This window comes from Lentzea sp. NPDC051213 (assembly GCF_044455585.1).
GTDB lineage: Bacteria > Actinomycetota > Actinomycetes > Mycobacteriales > Pseudonocardiaceae > Lentzea.
Window position 1 is genome coordinate 1,253,009 of the sequence record NZ_JBITEX010000001.1, and the last position, 26,980, is coordinate 1,279,988.

At 70.4% G+C, this 26,980-nt stretch carries 20 protein-coding genes; 15 read left to right on the forward strand and 5 right to left on the reverse strand.

Going from position 1 to position 26,980, the window contains the following annotated elements; genetic code table 11:
- Positions 1–232: 232 nt before the first annotated feature.
- The 3 genes from ACIA8G_RS05385 to ACIA8G_RS05395 all read right to left on the reverse strand — a co-directional run bounded on the left by ACIA8G_RS05385 (position 233) and on the right by ACIA8G_RS05395 (position 6,840).
- Positions 233–1,660, reverse strand: coding sequence for an alpha/beta fold hydrolase (locus ACIA8G_RS05385; protein WP_396417015.1), 1,428 nt, complete (start codon positions 1,658–1,660; stop codon positions 233–235).
- Between the two features lie 13 nt (positions 1,661–1,673).
- Complete coding sequence (locus tag ACIA8G_RS05390) at positions 1,674–3,785, reverse strand: DNRLRE domain-containing protein (RefSeq protein WP_396417016.1); 2,112 nt, start codon at positions 3,783–3,785, stop codon at positions 1,674–1,676.
- 229 nt (positions 3,786–4,014) lie between these two features.
- Entirely contained in the window at positions 4,015–6,840 is a 2,826-nt protein-coding gene (locus tag ACIA8G_RS05395) for an AAA family ATPase (protein ID WP_396417017.1), read from the reverse strand.
- Between the two features lie 41 nt (positions 6,841–6,881).
- On the opposite strand from ACIA8G_RS05395, the gene ACIA8G_RS05400 reads away from it, so the two are divergent.
- The 13 genes from ACIA8G_RS05400 to ACIA8G_RS05460 all read left to right on the forward strand — a co-directional run bounded on the left by ACIA8G_RS05400 (position 6,882) and on the right by ACIA8G_RS05460 (position 23,164).
- Positions 6,882–7,694, forward strand: a complete 813-nt coding sequence (locus ACIA8G_RS05400; RefSeq protein WP_396417018.1) for a class I SAM-dependent methyltransferase — start codon at positions 6,882–6,884, stop codon at positions 7,692–7,694.
- A 68-nt stretch (positions 7,695–7,762) separates the two neighbouring features.
- Positions 7,763–8,743 carry an ABC transporter substrate-binding protein gene (locus tag ACIA8G_RS05405; RefSeq protein WP_396417019.1) on the forward strand — a complete coding sequence of 327 codons (981 nt, stop codon included), beginning with the start codon at positions 7,763–7,765 and terminating at the stop codon, positions 8,741–8,743.
- Positions 8,740–9,528 carry an ABC transporter ATP-binding protein gene (locus ACIA8G_RS05410; protein WP_396417020.1) on the forward strand — a complete coding sequence of 263 codons (789 nt, stop codon included), beginning with the start codon at positions 8,740–8,742 and terminating at the stop codon, positions 9,526–9,528. Before ACIA8G_RS05405 ends, ACIA8G_RS05410 begins: the two co-directional genes overlap by 4 nt.
- On the forward strand, positions 9,521–10,288 hold the full coding sequence (locus tag ACIA8G_RS05415) for an ABC transporter permease (RefSeq protein ID WP_396417021.1): 768 nt from the start codon (positions 9,521–9,523) through the stop codon (positions 10,286–10,288). The genes ACIA8G_RS05410 and ACIA8G_RS05415 overlap by 8 nt, the downstream gene beginning before the upstream one ends.
- Positions 10,285–11,028 carry an ABC transporter permease gene (locus ACIA8G_RS05420; protein WP_396417022.1) on the forward strand — a complete coding sequence of 248 codons (744 nt, stop codon included), beginning with the start codon at positions 10,285–10,287 and terminating at the stop codon, positions 11,026–11,028. The genes ACIA8G_RS05415 and ACIA8G_RS05420 overlap by 4 nt, the downstream gene beginning before the upstream one ends.
- A 241-nt stretch (positions 11,029–11,269) precedes the next feature.
- Positions 11,270–14,200, forward strand: a complete 2,931-nt coding sequence (locus tag ACIA8G_RS05425; RefSeq protein WP_396417023.1) for an ATP-binding protein — start codon at positions 11,270–11,272, stop codon at positions 14,198–14,200.
- Positions 14,201–14,269: 69 nt separating this feature from the next.
- Entirely contained in the window at positions 14,270–15,487 is a 1,218-nt protein-coding gene (locus ACIA8G_RS05430) for an NAD(P)/FAD-dependent oxidoreductase (RefSeq protein ID WP_396417024.1), read from the forward strand.
- A 12-nt stretch (positions 15,488–15,499) separates the two neighbouring features.
- Positions 15,500–16,897, forward strand: coding sequence for an FAD-binding oxidoreductase (locus ACIA8G_RS05435; protein ID WP_396417025.1), 1,398 nt, complete (start codon positions 15,500–15,502; stop codon positions 16,895–16,897).
- On the forward strand, positions 16,894–17,754 hold the full coding sequence (locus ACIA8G_RS05440) for an SDR family oxidoreductase (protein ID WP_396417026.1): 861 nt from the start codon (positions 16,894–16,896) through the stop codon (positions 17,752–17,754). Before ACIA8G_RS05435 ends, ACIA8G_RS05440 begins: the two co-directional genes overlap by 4 nt.
- A 143-nt stretch (positions 17,755–17,897) precedes the next feature.
- A complete protein-coding gene (locus ACIA8G_RS05445) occupies positions 17,898–18,773 on the forward strand; it encodes an SGNH/GDSL hydrolase family protein (protein WP_396417027.1) in 876 nt (291 codons plus the stop codon).
- Complete coding sequence (locus ACIA8G_RS05450) at positions 18,770–20,281, forward strand: alpha-L-fucosidase (protein WP_396417028.1); 1,512 nt, start codon at positions 18,770–18,772, stop codon at positions 20,279–20,281. Before ACIA8G_RS05445 ends, ACIA8G_RS05450 begins: the two co-directional genes overlap by 4 nt.
- Positions 20,278–21,612, forward strand: a complete 1,335-nt coding sequence (locus ACIA8G_RS05455) for a GH1 family beta-glucosidase (protein WP_396417029.1) — start codon at positions 20,278–20,280, stop codon at positions 21,610–21,612. The genes ACIA8G_RS05450 and ACIA8G_RS05455 overlap by 4 nt, the downstream gene beginning before the upstream one ends.
- 22 nt (positions 21,613–21,634) lie before the next feature.
- Positions 21,635–23,164: an alkaline phosphatase D family protein gene (locus tag ACIA8G_RS05460; protein WP_396417030.1), complete on the forward strand. Its 1,530-nt coding sequence runs from the start codon at positions 21,635–21,637 to the stop codon at positions 23,162–23,164.
- Between the two features lie 34 nt (positions 23,165–23,198).
- On the opposite strand, the gene ACIA8G_RS05465 is transcribed toward ACIA8G_RS05460, so the two are convergent.
- Together ACIA8G_RS05465 and ACIA8G_RS05470 are read right to left on the reverse strand one after the other, a co-directional pair.
- A complete protein-coding gene (locus ACIA8G_RS05465) occupies positions 23,199–23,399 on the reverse strand; it encodes a hypothetical protein (protein ID WP_396417031.1) in 201 nt (66 codons plus the stop codon).
- A 13-nt stretch (positions 23,400–23,412) separates the two neighbouring features.
- Complete coding sequence (locus ACIA8G_RS05470; RefSeq protein ID WP_396417032.1) at positions 23,413–24,714, reverse strand: alpha-L-fucosidase; 1,302 nt, start codon at positions 24,712–24,714, stop codon at positions 23,413–23,415.
- A gap of 156 nt (positions 24,715–24,870) precedes the next feature.
- Between ACIA8G_RS05470 and ACIA8G_RS05475 the strand changes: the two genes are divergently transcribed.
- Positions 24,871–25,500, forward strand: coding sequence for a TetR/AcrR family transcriptional regulator (locus ACIA8G_RS05475; RefSeq protein WP_396417033.1), 630 nt, complete (start codon positions 24,871–24,873; stop codon positions 25,498–25,500).
- A 116-nt stretch (positions 25,501–25,616) separates the two neighbouring features.
- Positions 25,617–26,963 (forward strand): reprolysin-like metallopeptidase, encoded by a 1,347-nt coding sequence (locus tag ACIA8G_RS05480; protein WP_396417034.1) that lies wholly within the window; start codon positions 25,617–25,619, stop codon positions 26,961–26,963.
- The last annotated feature ends 17 nt before the right edge of the window (positions 26,964–26,980 follow it).

The window sequence follows — 26,980 nt, forward strand, 5'->3', positions numbered from 1 at the left end:
GCGGGAGCGCGGTGCCTGAGGACAAGGCTCGGACATGGCGCTGACAAAGCTCTGACACCGGCGGCTGCGTCGCGTCAGTGGTCGTGGCAGGACCGACCGGAGCCTGCGGCGTTGCTCGCCGCTGCCGAAATACAAATCACCCCACGGGAATCTGGTGAATCCCGTGGGGTGAGAGAATGTCCGAACCGAGTTTGTTCACTCGGTCCACGCGGTGTACCGGCAACCTTTCACGTCAGCGTGCCGACGACGGATTCGCCACTCCGCTCTCGTTGACCACGAAGTGTCCTCGCGTGGTTGCGGCGAAGGTGCCGTTGTTGATCCACTCGGTCAGTGCGGCCTGGTAGGTGGAGTACGGACCGGCCCAGGGTTCGCCGGGGCGGCCTCCGTAGGGCGTTCCCGACTCCGGGGTGCAGCGGTCGCCAGAACAGCCTGCGAGGTGCAACAGGTGGCTGCCGCATTGCACCTGCACCAGCACCTTGTTCGGTGCGGCGAGGCTGTTGTAGATGGCGGGTCCCCATTCCGGTTTCGCGACCGTGTCGTCGGTGCCGTGGATGATCAGCGATGGGGTGGTCAGTTCGGCGGCGACTTCGGAATTCCAGCCGTACAAGGAGAACGTCGGTGAGCGGTGGAGTCCGGCCGTGCCCGCTCCCCAGGTGCTGCCCAGCGAGTCCTCCTGCATCATCTGGTTCCACAGCTGCTCCTGCGTTCCGGGGATGCGATGGCCGGTGCAGACCGCGGCACGGCCAGGCGGCATCGTCGGGCCGGACACGATGGAGTCCCGCGTCGCGAGGTTCGTCGGGAAGCTCGTGAAGCCGTCCGCGGGGACGACTTCCTGAGTCGGAGTGTCGAAACCGGAGGAGTGGAACACGACGCGGTTGACCTTCTTGCTGAACGCGGGATTGGCGTGCAGCGTCGCGGCGACGTAGTTCGCGCCGAACGACCAGCCGATCAGGGTGACCTTGCGGTCCGACGGCTTCGCGTGCGCGATGGCGTAGTTGACGACCTGGCGGATGTCGCGGACGAACACGTCGGTCCGTGCGAAGCGAGTGCCGGTGGAGTGCGCGCTCCGCTGTCCGTCGAGGGGGTTGGTCAGCAGCAGCGTGCCCTGCTGGTCCAGGGGAAAGATCGGGAGGTGCGCGCGGTCGCACCCTTCGAGGTGGGAACAGCTGCCATCGGCGTTGTAGGGCCTGAGGCTCGCATTGCCGGGATCGTCGAGGCCGTCGGCGAACCGTGTCGAACGGCCGTAGCCGAGCAGGCTGGGTGCGAAGGTGTCGATTCCCGCCAGGGCGAGCGCCTGTTGCGTGCTGAGCGTGCCGCCACCGGGGGCGTTGTGCCGCAGGTCGAACGAGGGTGTGCCGGAAACTCTGCTGCCGTGGACGAGCACAGCCGCGCGGTTGGGTGTGCCGGCGCACTTGCCGCGGGCGTAGACAGGCTTGACACGGTGCACCTGGATCTTCGCGGTGCGCCCGTCGAACTTCGGGTCCGGCATCAGCCCCGCGGGTACGGCGAACGACAGCCACTCGTCCGAGACGCTGACGCCGGTCGGAGCCTTGTCGCACGAGGTGGCCGCGGCGGTTGCCATGAGGTTGCCCGAGCCGAAGGCCCCTGCGACGAGGGTGACGGACAGGACGAGCGACCACCTGCCAGTTGCGTGTTTCACGAGTCTCGCCCTCCTATGGGTTCGGGCTGAAGGTGATGATCAGTTCGGGCTTGCTGGTGGTGTTCTCGCGGCTGTTGAACCGCTGTTCGGCGGCGGCGCCCTCGGCGGCGTCCCGGACGCGGAAGCCGTGGTTGCCGCTCGCGTACATCTCCTTGACCTGGTCGGTCGCGGTCCACTCGACCCAGCCGGCGCGAGAGGCCGCACTGGCCGACGTTCCGGTCACGCCCGGCTGGTTGGTCCAGGTGACGCCGGATTCCGTGAACGACGAGCCGAGCCTGGTGAGTTGCAGCGTGCGGCCTGTTGCCGCGGTCGAGGCGAACAGCCGCACCTTCGCGCCGGTCACCTTGCAGCCGGCCGGAGCTGCCGGGAGCGAGAAGCGGACCAGGGTGCGCGCGTTGGCGTTGGCCTTGCTGCGCGTTCGCAGCGTGGTGTCTGTGCCGTGGGTGGTGGCGGGTTCGTTCTGACCGACCCAGCTGTCGGCGGCTGCGGTTGTCGTGGCCGACGCGCAGTTCGCCGCTGCCGTGATCGTGACTGACGCCTGGTCGTCCTCCGCCGCGTTGTAGTTGCCGGGGATGGAGTCCGGGTCGGGCTGATCAGACGTGTTCACCGTGGCGTAGTAGGTGTTCGTGCCGGCGCTGGCCTTGACGACGGCCTGAAGGTTCGCGGTGGCGCCCGCGGGGATCGTGCCGACCGTCCAGAGCCCGGTCACCGGGTCGTGAGAGCCCTGGGACGGTGTCGCCGAAACCAGGTTCGAACCCCACCACGGACCGTCGCCTCCGACCGTCACACCGGTTGCCGCGTCTGGACCGGCGTTGGTGACCGTCACGCTGTAGGTCACGTTCTGACCGGCCGCCGGTGAGGTGGTCGAGGCGGTGAGCGTCAACGACAGGTCCGCACCGGTGGGCCGCACGCTCCACGCGCGGGCGAAGACATTGCGGGCCGCGTAACCGGGAGGCACGGCGTCGAAAGCCACCACCGTTCCGTCTGCTGACAGCGACGGATCATCGCCCTGTGAAACGAAGGTCAGCGCACCGGTCGTCAGGTCGGACACGTACACGCCGGCACCGGAGGCGGTGAGGTTCGGGTTCGCGGTGTCGAAGGCGACGAAGCGTCCATCGGCGGAGATCGACGGGTCGTTCGAGGCCTTGTGGCTGAAGGACGGGAACGGGGCGTGCTGGCTCACCCACTTCGTTGTGCCTGCCTGCACATCGCGGACGTAGACCTCGTCGCCGTTGCTGCAGCCGCCCGGCGGCATGCCGCAGACGATGTCCCCCGAGTGCTCAAGGCCCGCGAAAGCGACCCGGCGGCCATCCAGCGAGATCGACGGGCAGGACGACGGGACCCAGCTCCCATCGCTGCGCCGGCTGACCGAGGTCTGCGTGCGATCCCGCAGGTTCACCAGCGTGATGTCGCCGTAGTCCTCGACAGCCGCAAAGCCTCCGTCCGGCGAGATCGCGGGCGCGCACCCGGTGGGCCATCCCGGCTTCAGGTAAGTGGTGGTGCCGGTGGCGAGGTCGCGCACGAACGCCTTCGGGCAAGGGGGACTGCCCTCCCAGTTCTCGCAGACGTCCTGGTCGGAGTCGCTCAGATTCGCGGCGAGCGAGTGGAACACGACCACCCGCCCGTCGGCGGAGATCGCGGGCGCGGCGGAGAGCCCGTCCGCGGGGTCGCCGTTCGACGCCCGGCTGACGAGCATCGTGGTGCCGTCGGCCAGATCACGCAGGAACACGTTGGTGCACGCCACCATCTCTGACCACTGGTTGACGCAGGTGTCGGTGCCCTCCGCGATGAAGGCGACGTGGCGTCCGTCGGCGGAGATGGAAGGGCTGCCCGCGTTGCCGTTCCCGCCACTGACCAGGATCGTCGTTCCGTTCACCCGGTCGCGGACGAAGACGTTGGTGAACGCGTTGTTGTCGGCGTCGCTGAGGTTGTCGGCGTCCGAGGCGTACGCGACGAACCTCCCGTCAGCGGAGACCGCGGCATCGCGCGAGCTCCCGTCACCGGCGCCACCGCCGGGGGCGGCGCTGACCAGCTCGATGCCGGACGTGTCAGCGGATGCCGGAGCAGCAAGGGGCACCAACGCGATGCCCGCGATGAAGACCACGAAGCTCAGCGCTCTGTTCATGGCCCCAACGTCCCGCGCGAGGTGACTGCGGGGGGACGGGGCCGGACCGAAGCACCGACCGAAGGATTAGGCCGTGTCCTGCAAGTCTCGTCCGCGACAGTCGCGCCCGAGGGGGCTCCTGGCGGCACCGCCGCGAACCCGAAATACGCCCGGTATGACGAGTCCGCGGCGGCACCGCCAGGAGCCCTCTCGGACGTGACTCTCATCGAACGGACTTGCAGGACACGGCCTAGGCGAGGGCCTGCGCGAGGCCTTGACGGGAGTCGATGCCGAGCTTGGCGTAGGCGTTGGAGAGGTGCATCTCGACCGTGCGCAGGGTGACGAAGAGGGACTGCGCGATGTCCTTGTTGGTCTTGCCGGCGGCGGCGAGCTCCGCGACCCGGCGTTCGCTCGGGGTGAGGGCGTCGGCGCCGGTTTCGGTCATCCGCCGAGGCCGGGCGCCTGCGGCCCGCAGTTCACCGGCGGCGCGTTCGGTCAGGGATGCCGCGCCGCAGCGGTGAGCCAGGTCCATGCCTTCGCGGAGCGGCTCGCGGGCCGCGGTGCGCTGTCCCTGGCGGCGCAGGGCGGCTCCGTAGTCGACCAGTGCCTCCGCCCGCCACAGCAGTGACGGCGACTCGGCGAGGATCTCGACGGCGTGGCGGAGTTGCTCCAGCCCCGCCGCGCCTCCCCGAACGAGGCCGGACACGCGCAGCGCCCCGCCCATCGCGCGCCGGACACCGGTGGCGGTAGCGGCTTCAAGTGCGTCGTCGGCCGCGGTGGATGCGGCGTCCTCGTCGCCGAGGGCGTGCAGGACGGAAACCAGCGCGACGCGGATGTCGTGTTCGTTGGGCACGCGGTTCCGGAAGTTCCGGACCCGCTCCAGCGCTCCCTCGAGATCGGAACGGGCTCCGTCGAGATCACCCAGGGTGGTCTTCAGCCGCCCGGTGATCGTCAGCAACCAGACCGATGGCATGTCGTCGCGCGCCGAGCCTCCGCCGAGCCCGCGCTCGGCGAGCATGGCCGCGCATTCCCCGGCCCGTCCCTGGTCGAGGAGGACCTGTGCCATGAGAATGCTGGCCGTGTTCCCTCGGCCAGGGAGCTGTCTCTCGATCACCAGACGGGCATCGGCCTCGGCACCGCGCAGGTCGCCGCGCCGGTGCCGGATCAGAGTGCGCAGCCACCCGATTCTGCCGAGCCATTGCGGCGAGCCGGAGCGCTCCGCGTTGAGGAGCGCCTGGGACAGGATGTGCTCGGCGAGGTCGTACTGCTCGCCCGCCATCAGCGGAAAGATGATGTTCGTCCGCCACAGCGGGTGCCCGGCGTGACTGGTGAGCGTCGGGTGCGCAGCGGCCCGGCGGGCGAAGGCGACCGCCTCGGCGACGTGACGTTCGGCCAGTGCCTTACGTGCGACGAAGGACAGCAGCAGGCATTCGGCCGCCGTGCGTCCTGGCAGGTCGCGGAAGCGCTCGACCTCGTCTTCGAAGGACGTTGGACCCTCACGGCTGAACAGCAACGCGCCGAGCCGGGCCGCCTCCAGTTCGAGCGCGATCTCCCGATCCTGCGCGCGTACCGCCGATGCGGCCTCCCGCCACGAATCCAGGTAGGGACGCAGGCGGGCCACATCAGGATGCACCGCCCAGGCGAAGCCGATCAGCGCGCGGGCGCGGACCACGGGATCGGCCGCGTCCTCGGCCGCGAGCAGGAACAGGCGAGGTGCCTCGGCCGAGTTCAGCTCGTGTTCGGCGCGCGCCAGTGCGAGCACGACCTCCGGCCGCTCGCCATCGGGCGGGGGTTCCGCGATCGCTCGGCGCAGGAGCGCCGCGGCGGTGTCCGGCGCACCACTGGACATCGTCCTGCGAGCCGCCTCGAGCAACACCTTCACCACTGCCGGATCCCCGGCGGGATGGGTGCTCAGCAGATGTACCGCGATCGCCTCCGGATCGGCGTGGAGATCGGCGAGCACTCGCGCCGCCGCGGCGTGCGACACCGAACGCTCGGCAGCCGGTACGTCGTCGTAGATGGCTGTGCGAACGATCGGGTGGACGAACCGCAGCGGGTCGCCGTCTTCCAGCACGCCGAGGTCCGCGAGCGAGTCGACCAGTGATCGCGCCAGTGCCGGACTCAGCTCGGCCAGCCGGCAGCAGTTGGCCAGTGTCGCGTGGTGACCGAGTACGGCGACCGCACGTGTGAACGCTGGTGCCGCCGGGTGCAGCCGGCTGACGCGGAGGAGCACCGAGGCGGCGATCCGCTCCGGTCCGATGCGCGGCACGACCGCCGGATCGGCATCCGCGCCACGGCGCAGTTCCCTGAGCAGCTCCGAGAGCAGGAAGGGGTTCCCACCCGTCGCCTTCCGGCAGGCCAGCCGCAGCGCGACCGGTGCGTCGTCACCGAGGCCGGCCTCGACCAGCAGACCGACCGCCGCGTCGCTCAGCGGGCGCGGCTGGATCGTCAGCGCTGCCTCCAGGGTGAGTGACCGCAGGTCCTCGCGGTGCGCCGCGCTCCCCGACCTGGCGGTCAGCGCGATGATCACCGGCAGGCCGTCGAGCCTGTGCGCGAGGTGGTCGAGGAAGCGCAGGGACGGCGCGTCCGCCCAGTGCGCGTCGTCCACGGAGAGCACCAGCGGGGCTCGCTCCGCCAGGTTCGCGACCAGCCAGTACAGCCCGTGCAGCGTCGCGTAGGTGACGTCGCCGCTGTTCTCCTGGACGTCGGCCGCCGTGAACACCGGCGTGGCCAGGCGTGCCGCACCGGCCAGCAGCCGATCGCGTTCGTCCTCGGTCGCGCCGGCCACCTGCGCCTCGAGCAGCTGGCGGACGATCCCGAACCCGAAGCCTCGCTCCAGCTCACCACCCCGGGCGGCCAGCACGGTCATTCCCCCGCCGCGGGCCCGCCCGCGCAGCTCCGCGAGCAGGGTCGTCTTGCCGATGCCGGGCGCACCTTCGATCAGCAGGACCTGGCCGTCGCCGGTCAGGGCCCGTGCGAGGGCCCGATCGATCTCGCCGAGATCGTCGTCGCGGTCGAGCAGCACGTCCCCGGACAGGCCGGTCGCAGCTAACCCTTCGGTCGAAGCTGCGGGCATTCCCCGTTGGTGCATCGGTACGCCGCCTCGATCATCGGCCTATGTGCCCAGAAAGTCGCTGTGCGGCACCGCCCTGTTACCCGTTCGGCAACTCCACACCGGACGCGGGTGCCCGGCTCGCCCTGCTGGAGGACCTGTACGACCCGGCGACACGCCGGCACCTGGACGCCTTGGGCGTCGGTCCTGGCTGGCGGTGTCTCGAGGTCGGCGCGGGCCACGGCTCGATCGCCGGCTACCTGAGCGACCGTGCCGGCCCGGCCGGGTACGTGCTCGCCACCGACATCGACACCAGTGCGTTCGTGGCACCGCAGGCCTCGAACCTGGAGCTGCGCACACACGACATCGGCGCCGACGCGCTGCCCGAGTCGGCGTTCGACCTGGTGCACGCACGCGCCGTGCTGGGTTTCGCGCGGGAGACGGCGCTGCAGTCGATGATCGCCGCACTCAAGCCCGGCGGATGGCTGATGCTGGAGCAGATGAGCTCGGCGCCGACCGAGTGCTTCGAGCCCGCGGACGACGCGGCCGCCGCCCTCGCGCGGGAGGTGCGGCGCGCGATCAACGCCTTGATCCTGCAACGCGGCGGCGACCCCGGCCTCGGCCTCCGCGTGCCGCGGTTGTTCCGCGATGCGGGGCTGAGCGACCTCGGAGGTGAGAGCTTCTCGGTGCCGCTCCGCACCCCGCCGGTCGCGCGGTTCACCCTTGCGACGGTCGACCTCGTCCGGGACCAGATCGTCGGCGCCGGCCTGATGACCGCCGCAGAGATCGATCGGTACCGCGCCTTGCTCGCCGAGCCGGATCAGTTGTTCCCCGCTTCGCTGTGCATGGTCTCGGTGTGGGGAAGGCGGCCCCGGTGAGCCGGCTGCTGTTACATCCGACTGTGATCGATCGATAACGCATGCGAACGTCAACGAGGTGGCCCGCCATGAACAGGACCTGGATTCGCGCCGCTGCGACCCTGCTGCTGACCGGCGCGGTCGCCGCCTGCGGAGCCGACGCCCCGTCCTCGCCGGACGGTGTCACCGTGGTGCGGGTGGCGATGATCCCGCTGGGCAGCACGCTGCCCGTGCACGTCGCGGACAAGCAGGGGATCTTCGCGCGCCACGGGCTGCGCATCGAACGGACCGAGGCCCAGGAGCCCACGACGTTCGCGCCCGCGTTGACGGCGGGCCGGTACGACATCGTCTTCAGCCTCCCGACGATCGTGCTGGTGGCTGCCGACAAGGGCCTGGACGTCCAGGTGGTCAACCGGATGCAGCGCTCGACGCCCGGTAGCCCGAACGGTGCCCTGTTCACCAAGGACCGATCCCTCGACTCGTTCGCGGCGCTGCGGGGCAAGAAGATCGCCGTCCCGGCGTTGACCGGCACAGTCCCGGACTGCCTGAAGTATCTGCTGCTGGACGAAGGGGTCGGCCTCCACGAGGTCGAGTTGGTGCAGACCCCCTTCCCCGCGATGGGCGACCAGCTGGCCGCCGGGCGGGTCGACGCCGTCGTGGCGGGAATCCCGTACAGCAGCGCACTGCTCGACCGCGGGTTCCACGCACAGTCCGAGCTGGTCGCAACGGCGGTGCGGAAAGCGAGCGACGGCAAGGTCACCAGCGGCATGACAGCGCTGTTCGCGGCCACTGCGGCGTACACCCGCGATCACCCTGACGTGGTCAGGGCCTGGCGCAGATCGCTGCAGGAGGCCGTCGACTACCTGAACGGCCACGACGCCGAGGCGCGCAAGTACCTGGAAACGTGGCTGGCGATGCCACCCGCGGTCGCCCAGGGGTCGCCGTTGCCCGACTGGACGATCGACATCACGCCGGAGGACCTGCGCCCGTACGTCACCATCGCCCGGCGCGTTGGCACCATCGACACCGAACCCGACGTGGGCAAGCTGGTGTGGCAGGACCATCCGTGAGCACCGTCGAGCGAACCGAGGTCGCGTACGAGGTCGGCCGCCTCGGGGTTCGGCTGAACTCCACCGACGGCCCCCGGCAAGTCCTGCGGGAGATCTCCTTCGACGTCGCCGCCGGCGAGATCGTCGGGATCGTCGGCCGTTCCGGAGTCGGCAAGACGACTCTGCTGCGGGTGCTCGGCGGCCTGCTCGCCCCAAGCTCTGGCACCGTGATCCTGGGCGACCAAGCGGTGCACGGACCACCTGCCGACGTTGTCGTCGTGTTCCAGGACTACGACAACGCACTGCTGCCGTGGCGCACCGTCGAGCGCAACGTCGCCCTCGGTCTGGAGAGCACCTTGCCCCGGCGGGAACGGCGTGCACGGGTGGAGTGGGCGCTTCGCCTGGTGGGGCTGGAAGGACGCGGCGGAGAGTATCCGCGGCGGCTCTCGGGAGGCATGGCGCAGCGCGTCCAGATCGCCAGGGCGCTGGCGGTGCGACCGACCGTGCTCCTGATGGACGAGCCGTTCGGCGCACTCGACGCGCTCACCAAGTCGGCTCTGCAGGACGTGCTGCTGAACATCCACGGGGAGACCCGCACGACGATCGTGTTCATCACCCACGATCTGGACGAGGCGATCTACCTCAGCGACCGCGTGCTCGTTCTCGCCGGCGCACCGGGCACCATCACCGAGGCCCTGCCGACCGGACTGCCCCGGCCGCGTGACCAGCTCGCCACCAGGGAGCTGCCCGGCTACCTGCGAGTCCGCCACCAACTAGGGGAAGCCCTGCGCGCCGACCATGGGTGATCGCATCGGGCTGGTCGTCCCGCTCGCCGGAGTCGGCGCGTGGCAGCTGCTGGTGTCGACCGGCGTGCTGAACTACGACTACCTGCCCGCCCCGAGCGGGATCGGCGAATCCCTGATCGCCCTCGCCTCGTCGGGGGAGCTCGCCGCCGACCTCGCCCACACCCTCGCGATCGTCGTCATCTCGGCCGCACTCGCCCTCGTGCTGGGTGGCGTCCTGGGCTTCGCGATCGGCTCGATCCCCATCGTGCGGACCTACCTCATGGCCTCGGTCGACTTCCTCCGCACGATCCCCGCGGTCGCACTCCTGCCGGTCGCGCTGCTGTCGTTCGGCCCTGGTCCCGGCACCGAGCTGATCCTCGCGACCTGGGCAGCCCAGTGGCCCGTGCTGGTCAACACCGCGGGCGCCGTCGCCACCGTTCCCGCGCGCCTGCACGACGTAGCGCGAACGTTGCGACTCAGCCGAGCCAGGACCGCTCGCACGATCGTGTTCCCGGCGGCGCTCCCCGCGTGGCTGGCAGGGGCCAGGGTCACCGCGATGACCGCACTGCTGGTCACCGTCGTCGCCGAGATGATCATGACGCCGGAAGGTCTCGGCGGCGGCCTGATCGAGTCGATGCAGGCACTTGATCCCGCGCGCATGTGGGCCTACGCCCTCGCCTGCGGAATCGTTGGCGCCTTGCTCAACGCGACGCTGCGCCGGGCGGTCCGGATCGCCCTGCCCGGCAGCGCGGCGAACCTCGACCAGGCAGGCGCGGCATGAGCTCCAAACGCGGGCTCCTCCCGCTCCTCACACTGCTCGCCGGGTGGCAGCTGATGGGCGACGCGGCATCGATCGCGCTTCCGCCGCCGACCGAATGGTTCAAAGCCCTGGCGTCGTTGCACGCCGACGGCGCACTGCTGCCGGCACTCGCCGAAACCCTGTCGGTCTATCTGCTGGGCCTCACCGTCGCCGTCATCGCCGGTGCGCTCACCGGCGCGGCCATCGGCTCCTCTCGCCGCATCGACCGCGCGCTCACGCCGTCCCTGGACTTCATCGCCACCGTGCCCGGTGCCGCATTCGTGCCGGTAGCGGTTCTGCTGCTCGGCACGGGCCGATCCACCAGCGTCCTCAACGTGGCGTTCGCCGTGGTCTGGCCCATCCTGCTCAACACCGTCACCGCCACCCGAGCCATCCCGGCCGTGCGCCTGGACACCGCACGCACTCTCGGCCTCTCGCCGCCTGCGCGCTGGTGGAAGCTGGTCCTGCCCTCACTCGTGCCGGCGATCGTGCTCGGCACCCGCGTGGCCTCGTCCACCGCGATGATCGTCGCGCTGCTGGTCGACATCTTCGGCACCGGCCACGGCATAGGCCGCCTGCTCGTCGAACGCCAGCAGAACCTCGACGCGCCCGCCGCCTGGGGCCTGCTCCTCCTCGTCGGCGTCTTCGGCTACCTGACCGCCACCGTCCTCGCCCGCGTCGAGGCACTCTCGCTCCGCCACTGGCAGCGATCAGACCAGTAGCCCGGTCAAGGCGAAGAGGCGGCCCAGGGTCACCCGCACCTTCGCCGACGGCACGCTCGCCTTCGACACCGAGCCGGGTCAGCACAACGCCAGGTACAACCCCGTCGCGCCGGAACTGAAAGCGGAGATCGAAACCGAAACCCCCACGGGGACGCCGCGGCGGCCGACACCTCTTACGGCGTTGAAACGGATTCCGTCTTCAAGTAGACACGCACGAGCGCGGAACCTACCGTCCGGAATCGTGACAGAGGAGCCGTTGTCGATCCGGCTGCTCGGGCAGTTCCTGGTGCTCCGGGGTGACGCTCCGGCGCCGCTGGACTCCGCCCGCGCCGAGTCGGTGCTGGCCTTCCTGCTGCTGCACCGGCACGAGCCGCAGCCGCGGCAGCGGGTGGCGTTCGCGCAATGGCCCGACTCCACCGAGGCGCAGGCCATGACCAACTTGCGGCACGTGCTGCACACCCTGCGCCACTCGCTGCCGGGGATCGACCGCCATCTCGAGGTGACGCCGCGGACCCTGTCCTGGACGCGGGATCCGCCGTACCGGCTCGACGTGGCCGAGTTCGAGGCGGCGCTGGACCGGGAGTCGTGGTCCGAAGCCGTCGAGGCCTACACCGGCGATTTGCTGGCCGGCCGGTCGGACGACTGGGTCGACCAGGAACGGGATCGGCTGCGTCGCCACTACCTCGACGCCCTGGAACGGCTCATCGCGTCGGCCCAGGAGCGTGGCGACCTCGCCGACGCGGCGCGGCACGCCGAGCGGCTGGTGCGAGAGCAGCCGACGCGCGAAGAGACCTATCGGGTGCTGATGCGCCTGTACGACGCTCGCGGCGACCGGACGAGCGCGGTCAGGGTGTACCACGACTGCGCGGCGACGCTGGAACGCGAGCTCGGCGTGGAGCCGGCGGCCGCGACGCGGGCGGCGTACGACGCGCTCCTCGCGCGGGACGAGGTCGCGCAGGTCGCTCGTGTGAGCGGGACGCCGTTCGTCGGCCGGTCCGCCGAGCGCGTGGCGCTGACCGCCGCCTGGCGCCAGGCGCGCACCAGGGCCCAGGTGGTGCTGCTCGCGGGGGAGCCCGGAATCGGCAAGACCCGCCTTGCGGAGGAATTCCGGGCGTGGTGTGCGCACCGCGGCGCCGTCACCGCGGTCGCCCGCGCCTATCCCGGTGAGGGCATGCTGGCTTACGGGCCGGTCACGGCGTGGCTCCGCTCGGAGCGACTCGGCCGGTCGCTGCGCACCTTGCCCGCGCCGTACCTCACCGAACTCGCCCGCCTGCTGCCGGAGCTGATCGCCACGGTGCCGCGTCCGCAGCGGTTGCCGGAGAGCGAGCAGCGGCAGCGCGTCTACGACGCCGTGGTCAGCGCTCTGGTCGCGCCCGGCGCCCCGGTGGTGCTGGTGGCCGACGACGTGCAGTGGTGGGACCGGGAAGCACTGCAGTTGCTGCACTACGTGGTGCGGACACCACAGCCGGTGCCGCTGCTGGTCGTCGCCACGGCCCGCCGCGAGGACATCGACACCACGGCGCCGCTGCGGGACGTGCTCAACGCCCTGCGCGTGGCCGAGACCATGAGCGAGATCGACCTGGACCGGCTCACCCTGGCCGAGACGGCGGTGCTGGCCGAGCAGATGAAGGGCAACCGGCTCGCCGAGGCCGAGGTCGCCGCGCTCTACGAGCAGACCGAGGGAAATCCGCTGTTCGTCGTCGAGGCGGTGCGCGCCGGCGACGTGCTCACACCGAAGGTGCAGGCGGTGATCCGGGCCCGGATGGCGCAAGTGTCCGGCGCGGCCCGGGAGCTGGCGGAGATCGCGGCGACCGTCGGCCGGGAGTTCACCGCCGAGGTGCTCGCACTGGCCGGAGGACTCACCGACGACGTGGTGGTGAGCGGACTGGATGAGCTGTGGCGTCGTCGGACCATCCGCGAACACGGCACGACGGCCTACGACTTCAGCCACGACAAGATCCGCGAAGCGGTGTACGCGGAGTTGAGCCCGATGCGACGCCGCTACCTGCACGGGCAGGTCGCGCGGGCGCTGGAGACGGCCTTCGCTCAGGACCTGGACAGCGTGAGCGGGCAACTGGCGCGGCACCTCGAGGAGGCCGGGCAGCTCGAGCAGGCGGCCGACGCGTACGCCCGCGCCGCGGACGTGGCCCAGCGGCTGTACGCGCACGCCGAGTCCGCCCGGCTCCTCACCCGCGCACTGACGCTCGTGCGCACCCAGCCCGAGTCGGCGCAGCGGTGGAACCGGGAGCTCGACCTGTCGACCGCGTTGCTGGCTCCGTTGGTCGCGAGCGACGGCTACGCCTCGGCGCAGATCCACGAGGCCCACGGGCGCGCGCTGGAGCTCTGCCGGTCCCTGGGCGCCGTGCCCGCACCGCCCCTGCTGCGCTCGCTGGGACTGGGCAGCCTGGCGCTCGGCGACTTCGCGGCCGCGCGGGAGTACGGCGCCGCCCTGCGCGAGCGCGGGCAGCGAGACGACGACGACATGCTGCGTGTCGAGGGGGAGTACCTGCTCGGTGTCACCGCGTTCTGGGCGGGTGAACTGACCGCGGCTCGTGAGCACCTGGAACGGGCAGTGGACTCCTATCGCGACGAGAACCGCCGCGAGCACCTGCTCCGGTACGCGCAGGATCCCGCGGTGGTCTGCCTGACCCGGCTGGCGCTGACGCACCGGTTCCTGGGCGACGACGAGGCGGCGATCCTCGCCAGGGACCGTGGGCTGGCTCGCGCCGTGGAGATCGCGCACCCGTACAGCACGGCCACGGCACTGGTCTTCGCCTCGCTGCTGGCGTTGGACATGGAGGATGTGCCGGCGCTGCGCGGGTTCGTGGAACGGGGGAAGGCGGCTGCGCGGCCCGGAACCGGGGTGCAGGTGGAGGCAGCCGTCGCGGCCCTGGACGCCTACCTGAGGGTGCTCGACGCCGGTTCACCCGAGCGCATCGCGGAGATCGAGCGGATCGTCGCGGCCACACCGAAACAGGATCAGGCCGCGCCAGGGCTGCGGTCGTCCCTGCTGCGCATCCTCCTGGCCGCCTGCGACGCGGCCGGCGACGCGGACACCGGGCTTCGCGTGGCGGACGAACTCATCGCGCTCACCAACTCGGTGGTGTGGCGCCCGGAGGCGGAACGTCTCCGCGCGAAGTTCCTCGCCACGCAGCAGCCGGCGAACGCCTGACGGAACGCTCGCGGAACGCCCCGGCAGCGACGCTGGTGGTCGATCGTCGTTGCCACCAGGGAGGACGCCATGACCGCCGAGTACGACGTGATCGTCGTAGGAGCCCGGTGCGCCGGGTCGCCGACCGCCATGCTGCTGGCCCGTCGCGGCTACCGCGTGCTGCTGGTCGACCGGGCCACGTTCCCCAGCGACACGCTGTCGACGTTGATCATCCAGCCGCCTGGCGTGGCCGCACTGCGCCGCTGGGGGCTGCTCGGTGCGGTGACCGCGACCGGATGCCCGCCGCTGCGGTCGTGGACGCTCGACTTCGGGGAGGTGACCCTGAGCGGAACACCGCGCGCGGTGGACGGGATCAACACCGCCTATGCGCCGCGCCGCCACTTCCTGGACAAGATCCTCATCGACGCGGCAGCACAGGCCGGCGCCGAGGTGCGCGAGCACTTCAACGTGGACGACCTGCTCGTGTCGGACGGCCGCGTGGCCGGGATCCGCGGCCACGGCGAGGACGGCCGCCAGGTGACCGAGCGGGCCCGCGTCGTGATCGGGGCCGACGGGCGCACCTCGCACGTCGCCAAGTGGGTCGGCGCGCGGCAGTACCACGAGAAGCCCCGGTTGCAGTACGGCTACTACACCCTGTTCCGCGACCTGCCGGTGGACGGCGTGGAGTTCATCATCCGGCCGGGCCGCGCGTTGGGCGCGATCGCCACGAACGACGACCTGACGCTCGTCGTCTTCGGCTGGCCCATCGCGGAAATGCGGGCACTCAAGGCCGATCCCGAAGCCGCATTCCAGCAGACCGTCCGGTTGGCGCCTGCCTTCGCCGAACGGGTGCGCGCCGCGACGCGGGTCGAGCCGTTCGTCGGTGGCGGCGTGTGGAACTACTTCCGCACCCCGTACGGCCCAGGCTGGGCTCTGGTCGGCGACGCCGGCTACAACAAGGACCCGGTCGTGCCCAAGGGAATCAGCGACGCGTTCGCGAGCGCCGAACTCTGCGCTGCCGCGCTGGACGACTTCTTCCGCGGTCGCCGCGCGTACGACGCGGCGATGGCGGACTATCAGCGAGTTCGCGACGAACGCGGGTTGCCGATCTACGAGTTCGCCACCCAGCTGGCGGCCATGGAGCCACCTCCGCCGGAGATGCGGCACCTGTTCGCCGCGATCGAGGGCGACCAGGACGCGATGGACGACTTCGTCAGCATCACCGCGGGCACGCTCTCGCCCGAGGAGTTCTTCGCCCCCGCCAACATCGCCCGCCTCATGACCGGCCCCGCGTCCGTGTCCGGTTGAAACGAGGACACCATGCTCGACAACGGCACCTTCGCCCGTCTTCGCGCCGAGTTCCGGGGCGCGCTGCTGCGCCCGCCCGAGGAGGGTTACGACGAGGCGCGGCGGGTGTGGAACGGCGTGATCGACCGCAAGCCCGCCCTCATCGCCCGCTGCGCCGGCAGTGACGACGTGGTGACCGCGGTCCGGTTCGCCCGTGAGCACGACCTGGCGATCTCGGTCCGCGGTGGCGGCCATTCCCTTGCCGGGTACGGGGTCTGCGACGACGCGCTGATGCTCGACCTGTCCCTGATGAAGGCGGTGCGGGTGGACCCGGCCACCCGGACGGTCTGGGCCGCGGGCGGGTTGCTGTGGTCCGAACTGGACCGCGCGACCCAGGCGTTCGGGCTGGCCACCACCGGCGGAGTCATCAGCCACACCGGAGTCGGCGGGCTGACCCTCGGGGGCGGACTCGGCCACCTCATGCGCCGGTGCGGCCTGACCGTCGACAACCTGCTGGCCGTGGACCTGGTGACCGCCGACGGGGAGAAGATCCGCGTCGACGCGCACACCGAACCGGAACTGTTCTGGGGACTGCGGGGCGGTGGCGGCAACTTCGGCATCGTCACGGCGTTCCGGTTCCAGCTGCATCCGGTGGGACCGCTCATCGTCGGCGGGCCGATCTTCTGGCCGGTGGACCACGCACAGCAGGTCCTGGGGTTCGTGAACGACTTCGCCGCCGGGGCACCGGACGAACTGGGCATCAGCGTCGCGGTGATGCCCGCGCCGCCGACCCCGTTCACGTCGCCGGCGGAATTCGGCAAACCGGTCGTCGGGCTCATCCTGGCCTGGACGGGCGATCCGGCGATGGCCGGCCAGGTCGTCGCTCCGCTGCGCGCACTGGGCACGCCACTCGGGGACGGGTTCCGGCCCATGCCGTACCTGGCGCTGCAGACGATGCTCGACGGCGGCGCCCCGCCCGGCCGCCACTACTACTGGAAGGCGCGCCGGCTGCCCAGCCTCACCACCGAGGTCATCGACGTCTTCGCCACCGCCATCGAGGGCCGGACCAGTCCGTTCGCCCAGATCAACGGGTGGGCCGTCGGCGGTGCGGTCAGCAGGGTCGACGACGCCGCCACCGCGGTCGGTGACCGCGCGCGGGGGTTCGAGATGAGCCTGACCGTGGGCTGGCCGGCCGCCGACATCGAGCCCGATCGGCACCGCGAGTGGGCCAGGGAGGGCTGGCAGGCGCTCGCGCCGTACAGCGACGGCGTCTACGCCAACTTCATCTCCGACGAAGGCCTCGCGGGGATCCAGGCCGCCTACGGCGAGGCACGGCTCGAACGGCTGACCGCGCTCAAGGACCGGTGGGACCCGGCCAACGTCTTCCACCTCAACGCCAACATCCCACCCAGCGAAGGGCACACGACATGAGCACCATCCTGGTCACCGGAGCGACGGGCAACGTCGGCCGGCACCTGGTCCAAGATCTGGTGAGCCGAGGTGCGGCCGTCCGCGCCTTCGTTCGCGATCCCGGCAAGGCACGCGAGCTGTTCGGCTCCGCCGTCGAGTTGTGCCGTGGCGACCACGGCGACCCGGCATCGGTCGCGGCCGCACTGGCCGGCGTGGACCGGGCCTTCCTGCTCACCCCTTCCCACCCGGACATGGTGCAGTGGGAGAGCGCCTTCCTGGAGGCGGCGGCAGCCGCAAAGGTCCGGCGCATCGTGAAGATGTCGACGACCGCTGCCGATCCGCGCTCCGACGCGCGTTTCGCGGCATGGCAGGGCCGGTGTGAGGAGCTGCTCCGGGCCTGCGGGATCCCGGCGGTGATCCTGCGGTCCGGCTATCACATGACCAACGTGCTGGCCTCCGCCGAGTCGATCAGGACGATCGGAAAGATCTTCGCCCCGGCCGGTGACGCGGAGATCGCCATGATCGACCGGCGGGACCTGGCCGCGGTCGCCGCCCTCACGCTCACCGAGGACGAGCACGACGGCCGCACCTACCAGCTCACCGGCCCCGAGGCGATCACCTACCACCACGTGGCAGCGCAGCTGTCGGAGGTGCTCGGCAAACCGGTGGAGTACGTCGACGTGCCCGACGAGGCGGCCCTCGACGCGACCCTGCGGGCAGGCCTGCCGGACTGGCTCGCGCACGGGGTCGTCGAGGTGCACCGGCAGATCAAGCGCGGCGTCGCGGCGAAAACGAGCGATGTGGCGCGCGTGCTGCTGGGCCGCGAACCCCACACGTTCCAGGAGTTCGCCCACGACGTCCGGGCCGCCTTCCGCTGACCCGCCTGCTGCCGCGACGACCGACCGGTCATCACCCGAACGCGACACAAACCTGGACAGATGCACAGGTTTTGTGGTTTGGTCGCGCCGTGCGAAACCCCTGTGTTCGTCGCCGCCGCCGGGTGATCCCCGGGCTGCTGGCCGTGACCGGATTCCTCGCAGGCACCGGAGTTGCTGCCGCGACGCCCGCTTCTGCCGTCGCCGAGTACGTCGCGCTCGGCGACTCGTGGTCGGCGGACTCGACGCCCATGCCCACGATGATCTCCACTCGGGACGTGCCGTGGGGCTGTCTGCAGAGTGCGGGCAACTATCCGAAGCAGGTCGCCGCGGCGCTGGGGGCTCGGAAGTTCCGTGACGCCACGTGCGGTTCGGCGACCACGGATGCCCTGGCCGGACCGCAGAGCGTGCCGCACGGGATGAACCAGCCCCAGTTCGACCGCCTGACCGCGACCACGGACCTGGTCACGCTGGGCATCGGGGGCAACGACGTCGGCCTCGCCGGCGCGGTATCCGACTGCCTCAACCTCCTGCCGCCACTCCCGCTGCCGTTGCCGCCACTGCTCGGCAATCCCTGCGCGGCCAGGTGGACGGCGGGCGGGGTCGACGAGATGTCGGTGCGCATCGCCGCGGCGGAGCCGAAGATCGCCGCCGCGATCGACGGCATCCGCCTCCGGTCTCCGCACGCGACGGTCCTGCTCGTCGACTACCTCCAGGGCGTTCCGCGTCATGGCTGCTGGCCGTTGGTACCGATGCTCGACGGCGACGTGCGCTGGCTGCGCGCGAAGCTGGAGGAGTTCAACGCCATGCTCGCGCGGGTCGCCGTGGCGAAGTCGGTGCGGTTCGTCGACACCTACACCACGAGCGCGGGACACGATTTCTGTCAGCTGCCCGGCACCACGTGGGTCGAGGGGTTGCTGCCGCTGTCGCTGACGCCGGTGGGACTCGCGGCACCATTTCACCCCAACCAGCTCGGTGCCGACCACCAGGCTCTCCGCGTCCTCGATGAGGTGCGCCGATGAGGCGGCGTCATCTCGCGGCTGTGCTGCTGGTGCTCGCGGCCACGCTCACCCCTGCGGCAGCGGCAGACCCGATCCGGTACGACCCGACCAGGGAGTCCCTGGCGAGGCATCCGCTGCCGGACTGGTATCGCGACGCGAAGTTCGGGATCTTCGTCCACTGGGGACCGTATTCAGTGCCCGCGTACGGCGCCCCGCTGCTGCCCGCGCCGGCGGACGGGCTCGGCTACGGCGTCGCGGAGTGGTACTGGCTGGTGCAGCAGATCCCCGGCACGAACGCGTGGAAGCACCACCTGCTCAAGCACGGCCCGTTCAAGACCTATGACGACTTCATCCCCGAGTTCACCGCCGCCAACTTCGACCCGGACGCGTGGGTGAGGTTGTTCGAGGACGCCGGCGCGCGCTACTTCAACCTCACCGCGAAGCATCACGACGGGTTCGCGCTGTGGCCGTCGGACACGACCGGCCGCGACGCGGGAGAGCTCGGCCCGCGCCGGGACCTGGTGGGGGAGCTGTTCGACGCCGCGCACCGCAGGGGTGACCGAGTCAAGCCCGGCCTGTACTACTCGATCCCCGAGTGGTTCAGCCCCGCGCCACAACCCCAGCGGCCGCTCGACCCGGCCGAGCTCCTCAAGGATCCGGTGCGCTACCTCGCGGGTGAGCTGCCGTGGGCGGGCGCGCTCCAGCGCCGCAACGCCTACACCCAGCTGCCCGTGCCCTACACCGGATACCGGCCGCTGAACGACTACGCGGCAGGCCAGGTCCGGCCGCAGCTGCGTGAACTGATCAACCGGTACCACCCGAACACCCTGTGGTGCGACATCGGTGGTCCGGAGGCGTACTTCAAGTCCAACGAGGTCATCGCGGACTACTACAACCAGGCGCCGGACCACAATCCGGACGGCGTCGTGGTCGACAGCCGCTGCGGCGACAAGGACACGCATCGCGACTACGAGGTGATCGAGCGGACTTCGGACGGTACCGGGCCACCTCGTCCCGACGCCGCGTACACCGAGGTCGCCTCGACCATGGGGCACTCGTGGGGCTATGACCCCGGCGACGAGCTCGCCGGCACCGGCTCGCTCGTCGACATGCTGGTGAACACCGTGGCGGACAACGGGAATCTGCTCCTCAACATCGGGCCGAAGCCCGACGGCACCATCCCGGACGCGATGGCGGAACGGTTGCGCGGCATCGGCGCCTGGCTGCGGATCAACGGCGAGGCGATCTACGGCAGCGGCACGTGGACCACCCGGTCCGAGGGAGATCTGAGGTACACCAAGGGTGCCAACGGTGATCTCTACGCGACGAGTCTGGTCTGGCCGGGCAGGGAACTCGTGATCACCGCCCCGGTCGACGCCCGCCGGATCACGTTGCTCGGTTCCGACGGCAGGCCGTTGCCGTTCCGGCACGAGGGCGGGCGGTTGGTCGTCACCACGCCCGCGGGCGGTGACCAGCACGCCGCCACCAGGTCGGAGCACGCGTTCGTCTTCAGGATCGAGGCATCGTGAAGTTCCCGCCGGGTTTCGTCTGGGGCGTCGCGACGTCGGCCTACCAGATCGAGGGCGCCACCGAGGAGGACGGCCGCGGAGTGTCCATGTGGGACACGTTCAGCCGCATTCCAGGGCGGGTCGAACGAGGCGAGACGGGCGAGGTGGCGTGCGAGCACTACCACCGCTACCGCGAGGACGTCGCGCTCATGGCCGACCTCGGCGTCACGTCCTACCGGTTCTCGGTGGCCTGGCCGCGCGTGCAACCGGACGGACGCGGCGGACCGAATCCGAAGGGGCTCGACTTCTACTCGCGGCTGGTCGACACGTTGCTGGAGCACGGGATCGATCCGTGTCCGACGCTCTACCACTGGGACCTGCCGCAACCGCTGTCCGACGCGGGCGGCTGGCTGGTCCGCGACACCGCCCACCGGTTCGCCGAGTACGCCGCCGTTGTGGCGCAACGGCTCGGGGACCGGGCATCGACGTGGATCACCCACAACGAACCGTCGGTCAGCGCCTTCTACGGCTACGGGCTCGGCAGGTACGCGCCAGGCGAGATGCGGATGCTGGACGTGTTTCCCGTGGTGCACCACCTGTTGCTCAGCCACGGCCTCGCGGTGCGGGCGATGCGGCCCCACCTGCGCGGCGACGCGATCACCGGCATCGCGCACAACCTGTCGTTCGGCAGGCCGGTGTCGCCGGCGCCCGCGGACTCCGACGCCGCCGAACTGCTCACCGCGCTGCAGGTGCACCTGTTCTGCGATCCCGCCTTCCTCGGCGGATACCCATCGGCCGTGCTCGAGCACATGCCGGTCGGCAACGCGGTGCGCGACGGCGATCTCGCGCTGCTGACCGAAGGGCACGACTTCCTCGGCGTGAACTACTACGGTCCGCAGTACGTGACCGCCGCGCTGCCGGGCGACCCGCTCCCGTTCCGGCTCGTGGATCCGCCGGAAGGTGTGCGGCGCAACGAACTGGGCATCGCGATCGAACCCGCCGGTCTGGCCGAGCTGCTGGGATACCTGCGGACGCGGTACCGGTCCGCGCTGCCACCGATCATCATCACCGAGAACGGCACGGCCTGCCCGGACGTTCCCGCTCCGGACGGGCGCGTCGAGGACCACGACCGCGTGTCCTACATGGACAGACACCTTCGCGCGGTGCGCGTCGCCATCGCCGAGGGTTCCGACGTCCGCGGCTACTACGTGTGGTCCCTGCTGGACAACTTCGAGTGGACTTTCGGCTACAGCAAGCGTTTCGGGCTGGTGCACGTCGACAGGGCCACCCGCGAACGGATACCGAAGGCGTCCTACCACTGGTACCGCGACCTGATCGCGGCGACGAGATGATCTTCGTTCCTGGAGTTGCGGCATGAACCTCAACCGCCGGGATCTGTTGCGCGCCGCGGCCGCCGCGGGAGCGCTGGGGGTGGCGTGGCCGCTGAGCGACAGGCTCAGCGTCGCCCAGGCGCAGGAGGCGGCGGCGGACCTCGGGGCGCGATGGGACTCGGCCCCGTTCACCCTGGGTGTGGCGTCCGGGGATCCGCTGCCGGACAGCGTCGTGCTGTGGACCAGGCTCGCGCCCCAGCCACTGGCCGACACCCAGCCCCTTCCCGACACCGTCGAGGTGGAGTGGCTGGTGGCCGCGAACCGAGAGCTGACCCGGATCGTCGCGAATGGACGGACCGCGGCGGTGGCAGACGTGGGTCACAGCGTGCACGTCGAGGTCGGCGGTCTGGAGCCGGGACGCCGCTACTACTACCGCTTCCGAGCGCTCGGCATCGACAGCAGGACCGGCCGCACCCGGACCGCGCCGGTCGGCCCTGTCGGACGGGTGCGCTTCGCTTCGGCGAACTGCCAGTCGTTCATCGACGGCTACTGGGCGGCACACCACGCGATCGCTCGCGAGGACCTGGACTTCGTCGTGCACCTCGGTGACTACGTCTACGAATTCGGCCAGGCGGGCGGCCACCCGCTGCGCGATCACGAGGGCCCCGAGGCGTTCACGCTCACGGACTACCGCCGCAGGCACGCGCTCTACAAGGGTGACCCTTCGCTGCGGGACGCGCACGCCGCTCACCCGTGGTTCGTCACGTGGGACAACCACGAGGTGGTCGGCGACTACGGCCAGGCCACGCCGCAGCGCAGGCTCGGCGCCTACCAGGCCTGGTACGAGCACATGCCGATCCGCGACGGCCATCCCACCGCACCGCAGGTGAGCCGACGGCGGTACTGGGGCGATCTGCTCGAGCTCACCGTCCTCGACCTGCGCCAGTACCGCTCGGCGCCGAACGTGCCCGGCGCGACGATTCTCGGCGCCGAGCAGAAGTCGTGGCTCGAGCAGGGCGTCCGCCAGGCCCGCGACTCCTGGCACTGCTGGGTCAACTCGATCATGCTCGGCCAGCTGAGGGTGCCCGGCGGCCACCGTCCCTACCCCGACCAGTGGGACGGGTTCGCCGACGAACGAAAGGAAGTGCTGACGAACGTCCACACCGCCGGCCTCGAAGACCTGGTCGTGATCACCGGTGACTGGCACTCCGCGTTCGTCCAGGACATCAGGCCCGACTTCGACGACCTCACGTCGCCGGTGATCGGCACCGAGTTCCTCGCGCACTCGATCGCCTCGTCCGGCTACGGTCCTGCCGCCAACGCCGTGCTCGGCCCGGTGCTGGGGCTCGCCAACCCGCACCTGAAGTACTTCGAGGGCAACAGGTACGGCTACGACCTCTACGACGTCACCCCGGACCGGTGGAGCACCCACCTGCGCGTGATCGCCGATCGCCGCGACCCGGTGTCGCCGGTGAGCACCCTGACCACGTTCCACGTCGACCGCGGCGAACCCGGCTCCTACGAGGACCGCGCGACCGCGGGCTCGGCCGCGCAGTACCGGCGGCTGTGGTGACGCACTCCGGTGCGGCCGCGCATCGTCGAGCAGCTCAGGCGCTGGTATCTGGCAACTGGCTCGACACGTCGATGATCTGCCCACGGGATTCGGGCAGGTTCTTGGGACGAGCCGCATCCGTGACGTGATCGTCGGTCAGCTGCCTCTGCCGCCGCATGGCGAGCAGGTCATCACGTTCCTCATTGCTTCGGGACAGCCATTCCAAGGCGGCTGCTCGCTCTTCTGGTGTGGGCATGGGGGTGAACTCCTCACGGAGCGTCAGTGCGCAGGAAAAGTTCGACAACGGGCACCAGCACGTCGGGCCGCCGGACGGGTAGCTTGAGCGCGCGGCGTGAGTCGACCAGCGGGATTTCGCTGGCGTCGTCCAGGAGCTGGGCATAGGCGACCTGGCCCGCCGCCTCGCCGAGTGGCAGCTCGCCGCACGGCCACGCGAACACGTGCAGGTAGAGCCGGTCGCCGCGCTGGGTGTACCTGCAGTCCGCGGGAGGAGTGAACTCGCTCGCCGTGCAGTCGTAGATGGCCCGGCCGTGCAGACGCAGCCAGTCGCCGTAGCAGGCCAGCGCGTCGAGCGACCGCCGGTCGAACGTGCCCCGGCCGGTCGGGCCCACGTTCATCAGCAGATTGCCGCCACACGCCACGGTCTCGACCAGCAGCCGCACCAGCTGCTGCGGACTCTTCCACGAGGCCTCATCGCGGTGGTAACCCCAGGAACCGCTGAACGTGTGGCAGGCCTCCCACACGACCGGGGCCCCGTCGACGCGTACCCACTCCTTCGGCACAACCTGCTCCGGCGTGTGCACGTCGGCGTGATCCGCGGGCAGGTCCAGCCGGTCGTTGACGATGGCGTGCGGCGCCAGTTCCCTGGTGAGCTCCAGCAGCCGTGCGCTTTCCCAGTCGTCCCTGCCCTTGCCGGGCAGGCCGCCCGCGCCGGGGTAGGAGAAGTCGAACCACATGACGTCGATCCGGCCGTAGCCGGTCAGCAGTTCACGGACCTGTGCGCGCACGTAGGCCGCGTAGACCCGGATGTCGCGGTCCTCGTTGCGTTTGCGGATGTCCTCAGGCAACGCGGCCAGAGTCTCGAACGAGAACTCCTCGCCCATTCCCTCGACCATGCGTTTGGCCACGCCGCCGCCCAGCGGATGATAGGCGTCGACCGGAAAGTCCGGATGGTGCCAGTCGAGCAGCGAGTAGTAGAAGCCGACCCGCAGCCCCTCGGCCCGGAACGCGTCGACGAACGATCGCAACAGGTCCTTGCGGCACGGCGTGTTCGTCGACTTGAAGTCCGTCTGCGCGGAGTCCCACAGGCAGAACCCGTCGTGGTGTTTGGCGGTGATCACCACGTACCGGACGCCTGCCGCGCGGGCGTTGGCAGCCCATTGCGCCGGGTCGTACAGATCGGGGTCGAACCGGTCGAAGTACCGCTGATAGTCCACATCGGACAGACCTTCGGTGGTGCGCACCCACTCACCCCGCGCCGGCAGGGCGTACAACCCCCAGTGGAGGAACATGCCGAACCGGTCGCGCACGAACCAGGACGTGTCGCCAGGCATGGTCAGCCCACGCTCCTGATCGGTCGGGCCGGTACCGGGCACGCCGTCCTCTGCTCGCGCGGCACGGCGAGCGCCACCGGAAGTGTGGGGACTGCGGCCATGCTGCCTACTCAAACACAAACCTGTGCATCCGTACAGATTTGTTACCCTGGAAGTATGAACATCGTCCGCACGCCGAAGCAGGAGCGCAGCCAGCGTCGGCGCGACGCGTTGCTGCAAGCAGCGGCCGAACTCATCGCGGAAGGCGGACTCCACGCGGTCACTCATCGCGCGGTCGCTGCGCGTGCAGGCCTGCCGTCGTCAACCGCCGGGTATTTCTTCGCCTCGATCAACGACCTGGCCGCCGAGGCGTTGCGCGTCCGTGTGCGGCAAACGGTGAACGACTTCCTCGAGCTGATAGACCCCGCCGTCGACGCGGACGGCCTGACGAATGCCGTCGGCCACCTCGCGGTGGATCGGCAGGTCGAGCTCGCCCAGGTGAGTCTCTACCTGGAAGCCGGCCGCAACCCGGCCCTGCGCGGCCCCGTCGCCGAGGCGATGGAGATCAACCGCGGGCTGGCCGAGAAGTTGCTGACCTCGGTGGGGCTGCCCAACGCCGCCGCGGCCAGTTCCGCGTTCGTCGCCCTGTTCCAAGGCTTCATGCTGCAGCATCTCGCGACACCGGATTCCCCTCCCAGCCCCGACGACCTCGTCGACGCCCTGCGCGCGTTGCTCGCCGGCTATCTCCTGACCGAGGACGAGCGGCAGAACCTGCAGCAACGACTGAGGGTTGACCCCACGGCCTAAGGGTCAGGTGTTACCCACAAGTGTGGTTGTCGCTTTCCATCACGCCGACACTCTCGGCGCCTCCTACGCTCGGTGGCTGCCTGTGTACACGAGGTAACCGACATGAGGGGTGAGTGATGAGCACGAGATCGCCTGGTCTGCCGATGATGGCGGCGGCACTCGCAGTCGCCGGAGTGCTGCTCGGCCTGCCGGCGCCGAAATTCTCACAGGCGGCCACCGGCATCGAGATCATCGACGTGCTCGCTCTGTACACGCCCAAGGCCAAAGCCGCGGCCGGTGGCGCGGCCGCGATCAAGAAGATGATCGACGACCAGGTGAACGTCACCAACCGGGTGATGACGAACAGCGACACGAACTCGCAGATCCGGCTGGTGGGCACGGAAGAGCTGACCGGCTACGAAGGAGTCGAGACCACCCCGCGCGAGGCCGCTCCGGTGATCAGCGCGGACGAGAACGTGGCGGAACTCCGTGACGAGTACGGCGCGGACCTCGTGACCGTGTTCATCGGCAAGACGGGCCAGGGCGACTTCTACGGCGTCGGCAGCATGCCCAAGAGCCTGCCGGCGGGGGAGGACAGCGTGGACCAGGCGCACACCGTGCTGGACGTGAAGACCACGCCTCCGCACGGCCTCGCCCACGAACTCGGCCACAACCTCGGCGGCGACCACGACTGGTCGACGTCGCCGAACTCGAGGTACCCCGGCTCCGCCCACAACCACGGCTACGGCTCGCCGGACAAGGACTGGGTGACCACGATGTCCTACCAGGGCATCTGCGGTGGCCCGTGTCCCGCCGTGCCCTTCTACTCGACGCCGGACAAGACATGGCACGGCAAACCGGTCGGCGTGGGACAGAGCGCCGACGCCGAGAACGCGGACATCTTCGCCCGGCCCGCCGACAACGCGTCGGTGATCAAGGCGTCGGCACCGGGTGCAGCTGCGTACCGCGAGTCGAAGAGCGCGAACTCGACCGTGCTGGTCGCCAAGAGCAGTCCCGTCGAGGGCGGCGTCGTGGAGCCGCGGGTGCCCGGCCCGTACGCGGAGAAGGCCAGGGTGGCCGTGCGGGCGATCCCGGCGCCCGGCTACACGTTCACCGGGTGGACGCTGGACGGCAAGCCCGTGCCGGGAAACTCGCCGATGACCACCGTGACGATGGACGCCCAGCGTGAGCTGGTCGCCACCTTCGAGGAGAACGCGGCGGTCCCGCTGACCGTGACGATCGAGAACCCCGAGGGCGGCACGCTGCGGAGCTATCCGCCGGTCAAGGCGGGTGAGCAGGAGTTCCCGCAGGGGACCGTGCTGAGCGCGCTCCAGCCGATCCCCGCCCCCGGCTGGGAGGTCGTCAAGTGGGAGATCACCTCGGGCGGCCAGAGCGGTAGCAGCCCTCCTCCGATCGACGAGGGCATCTCGTTCCCGCTGTTCCAGCCCTTCGAGTTCACCGTGGAGTTCGCCAAGACGGGATGAGACGCGGACGTGGCCGA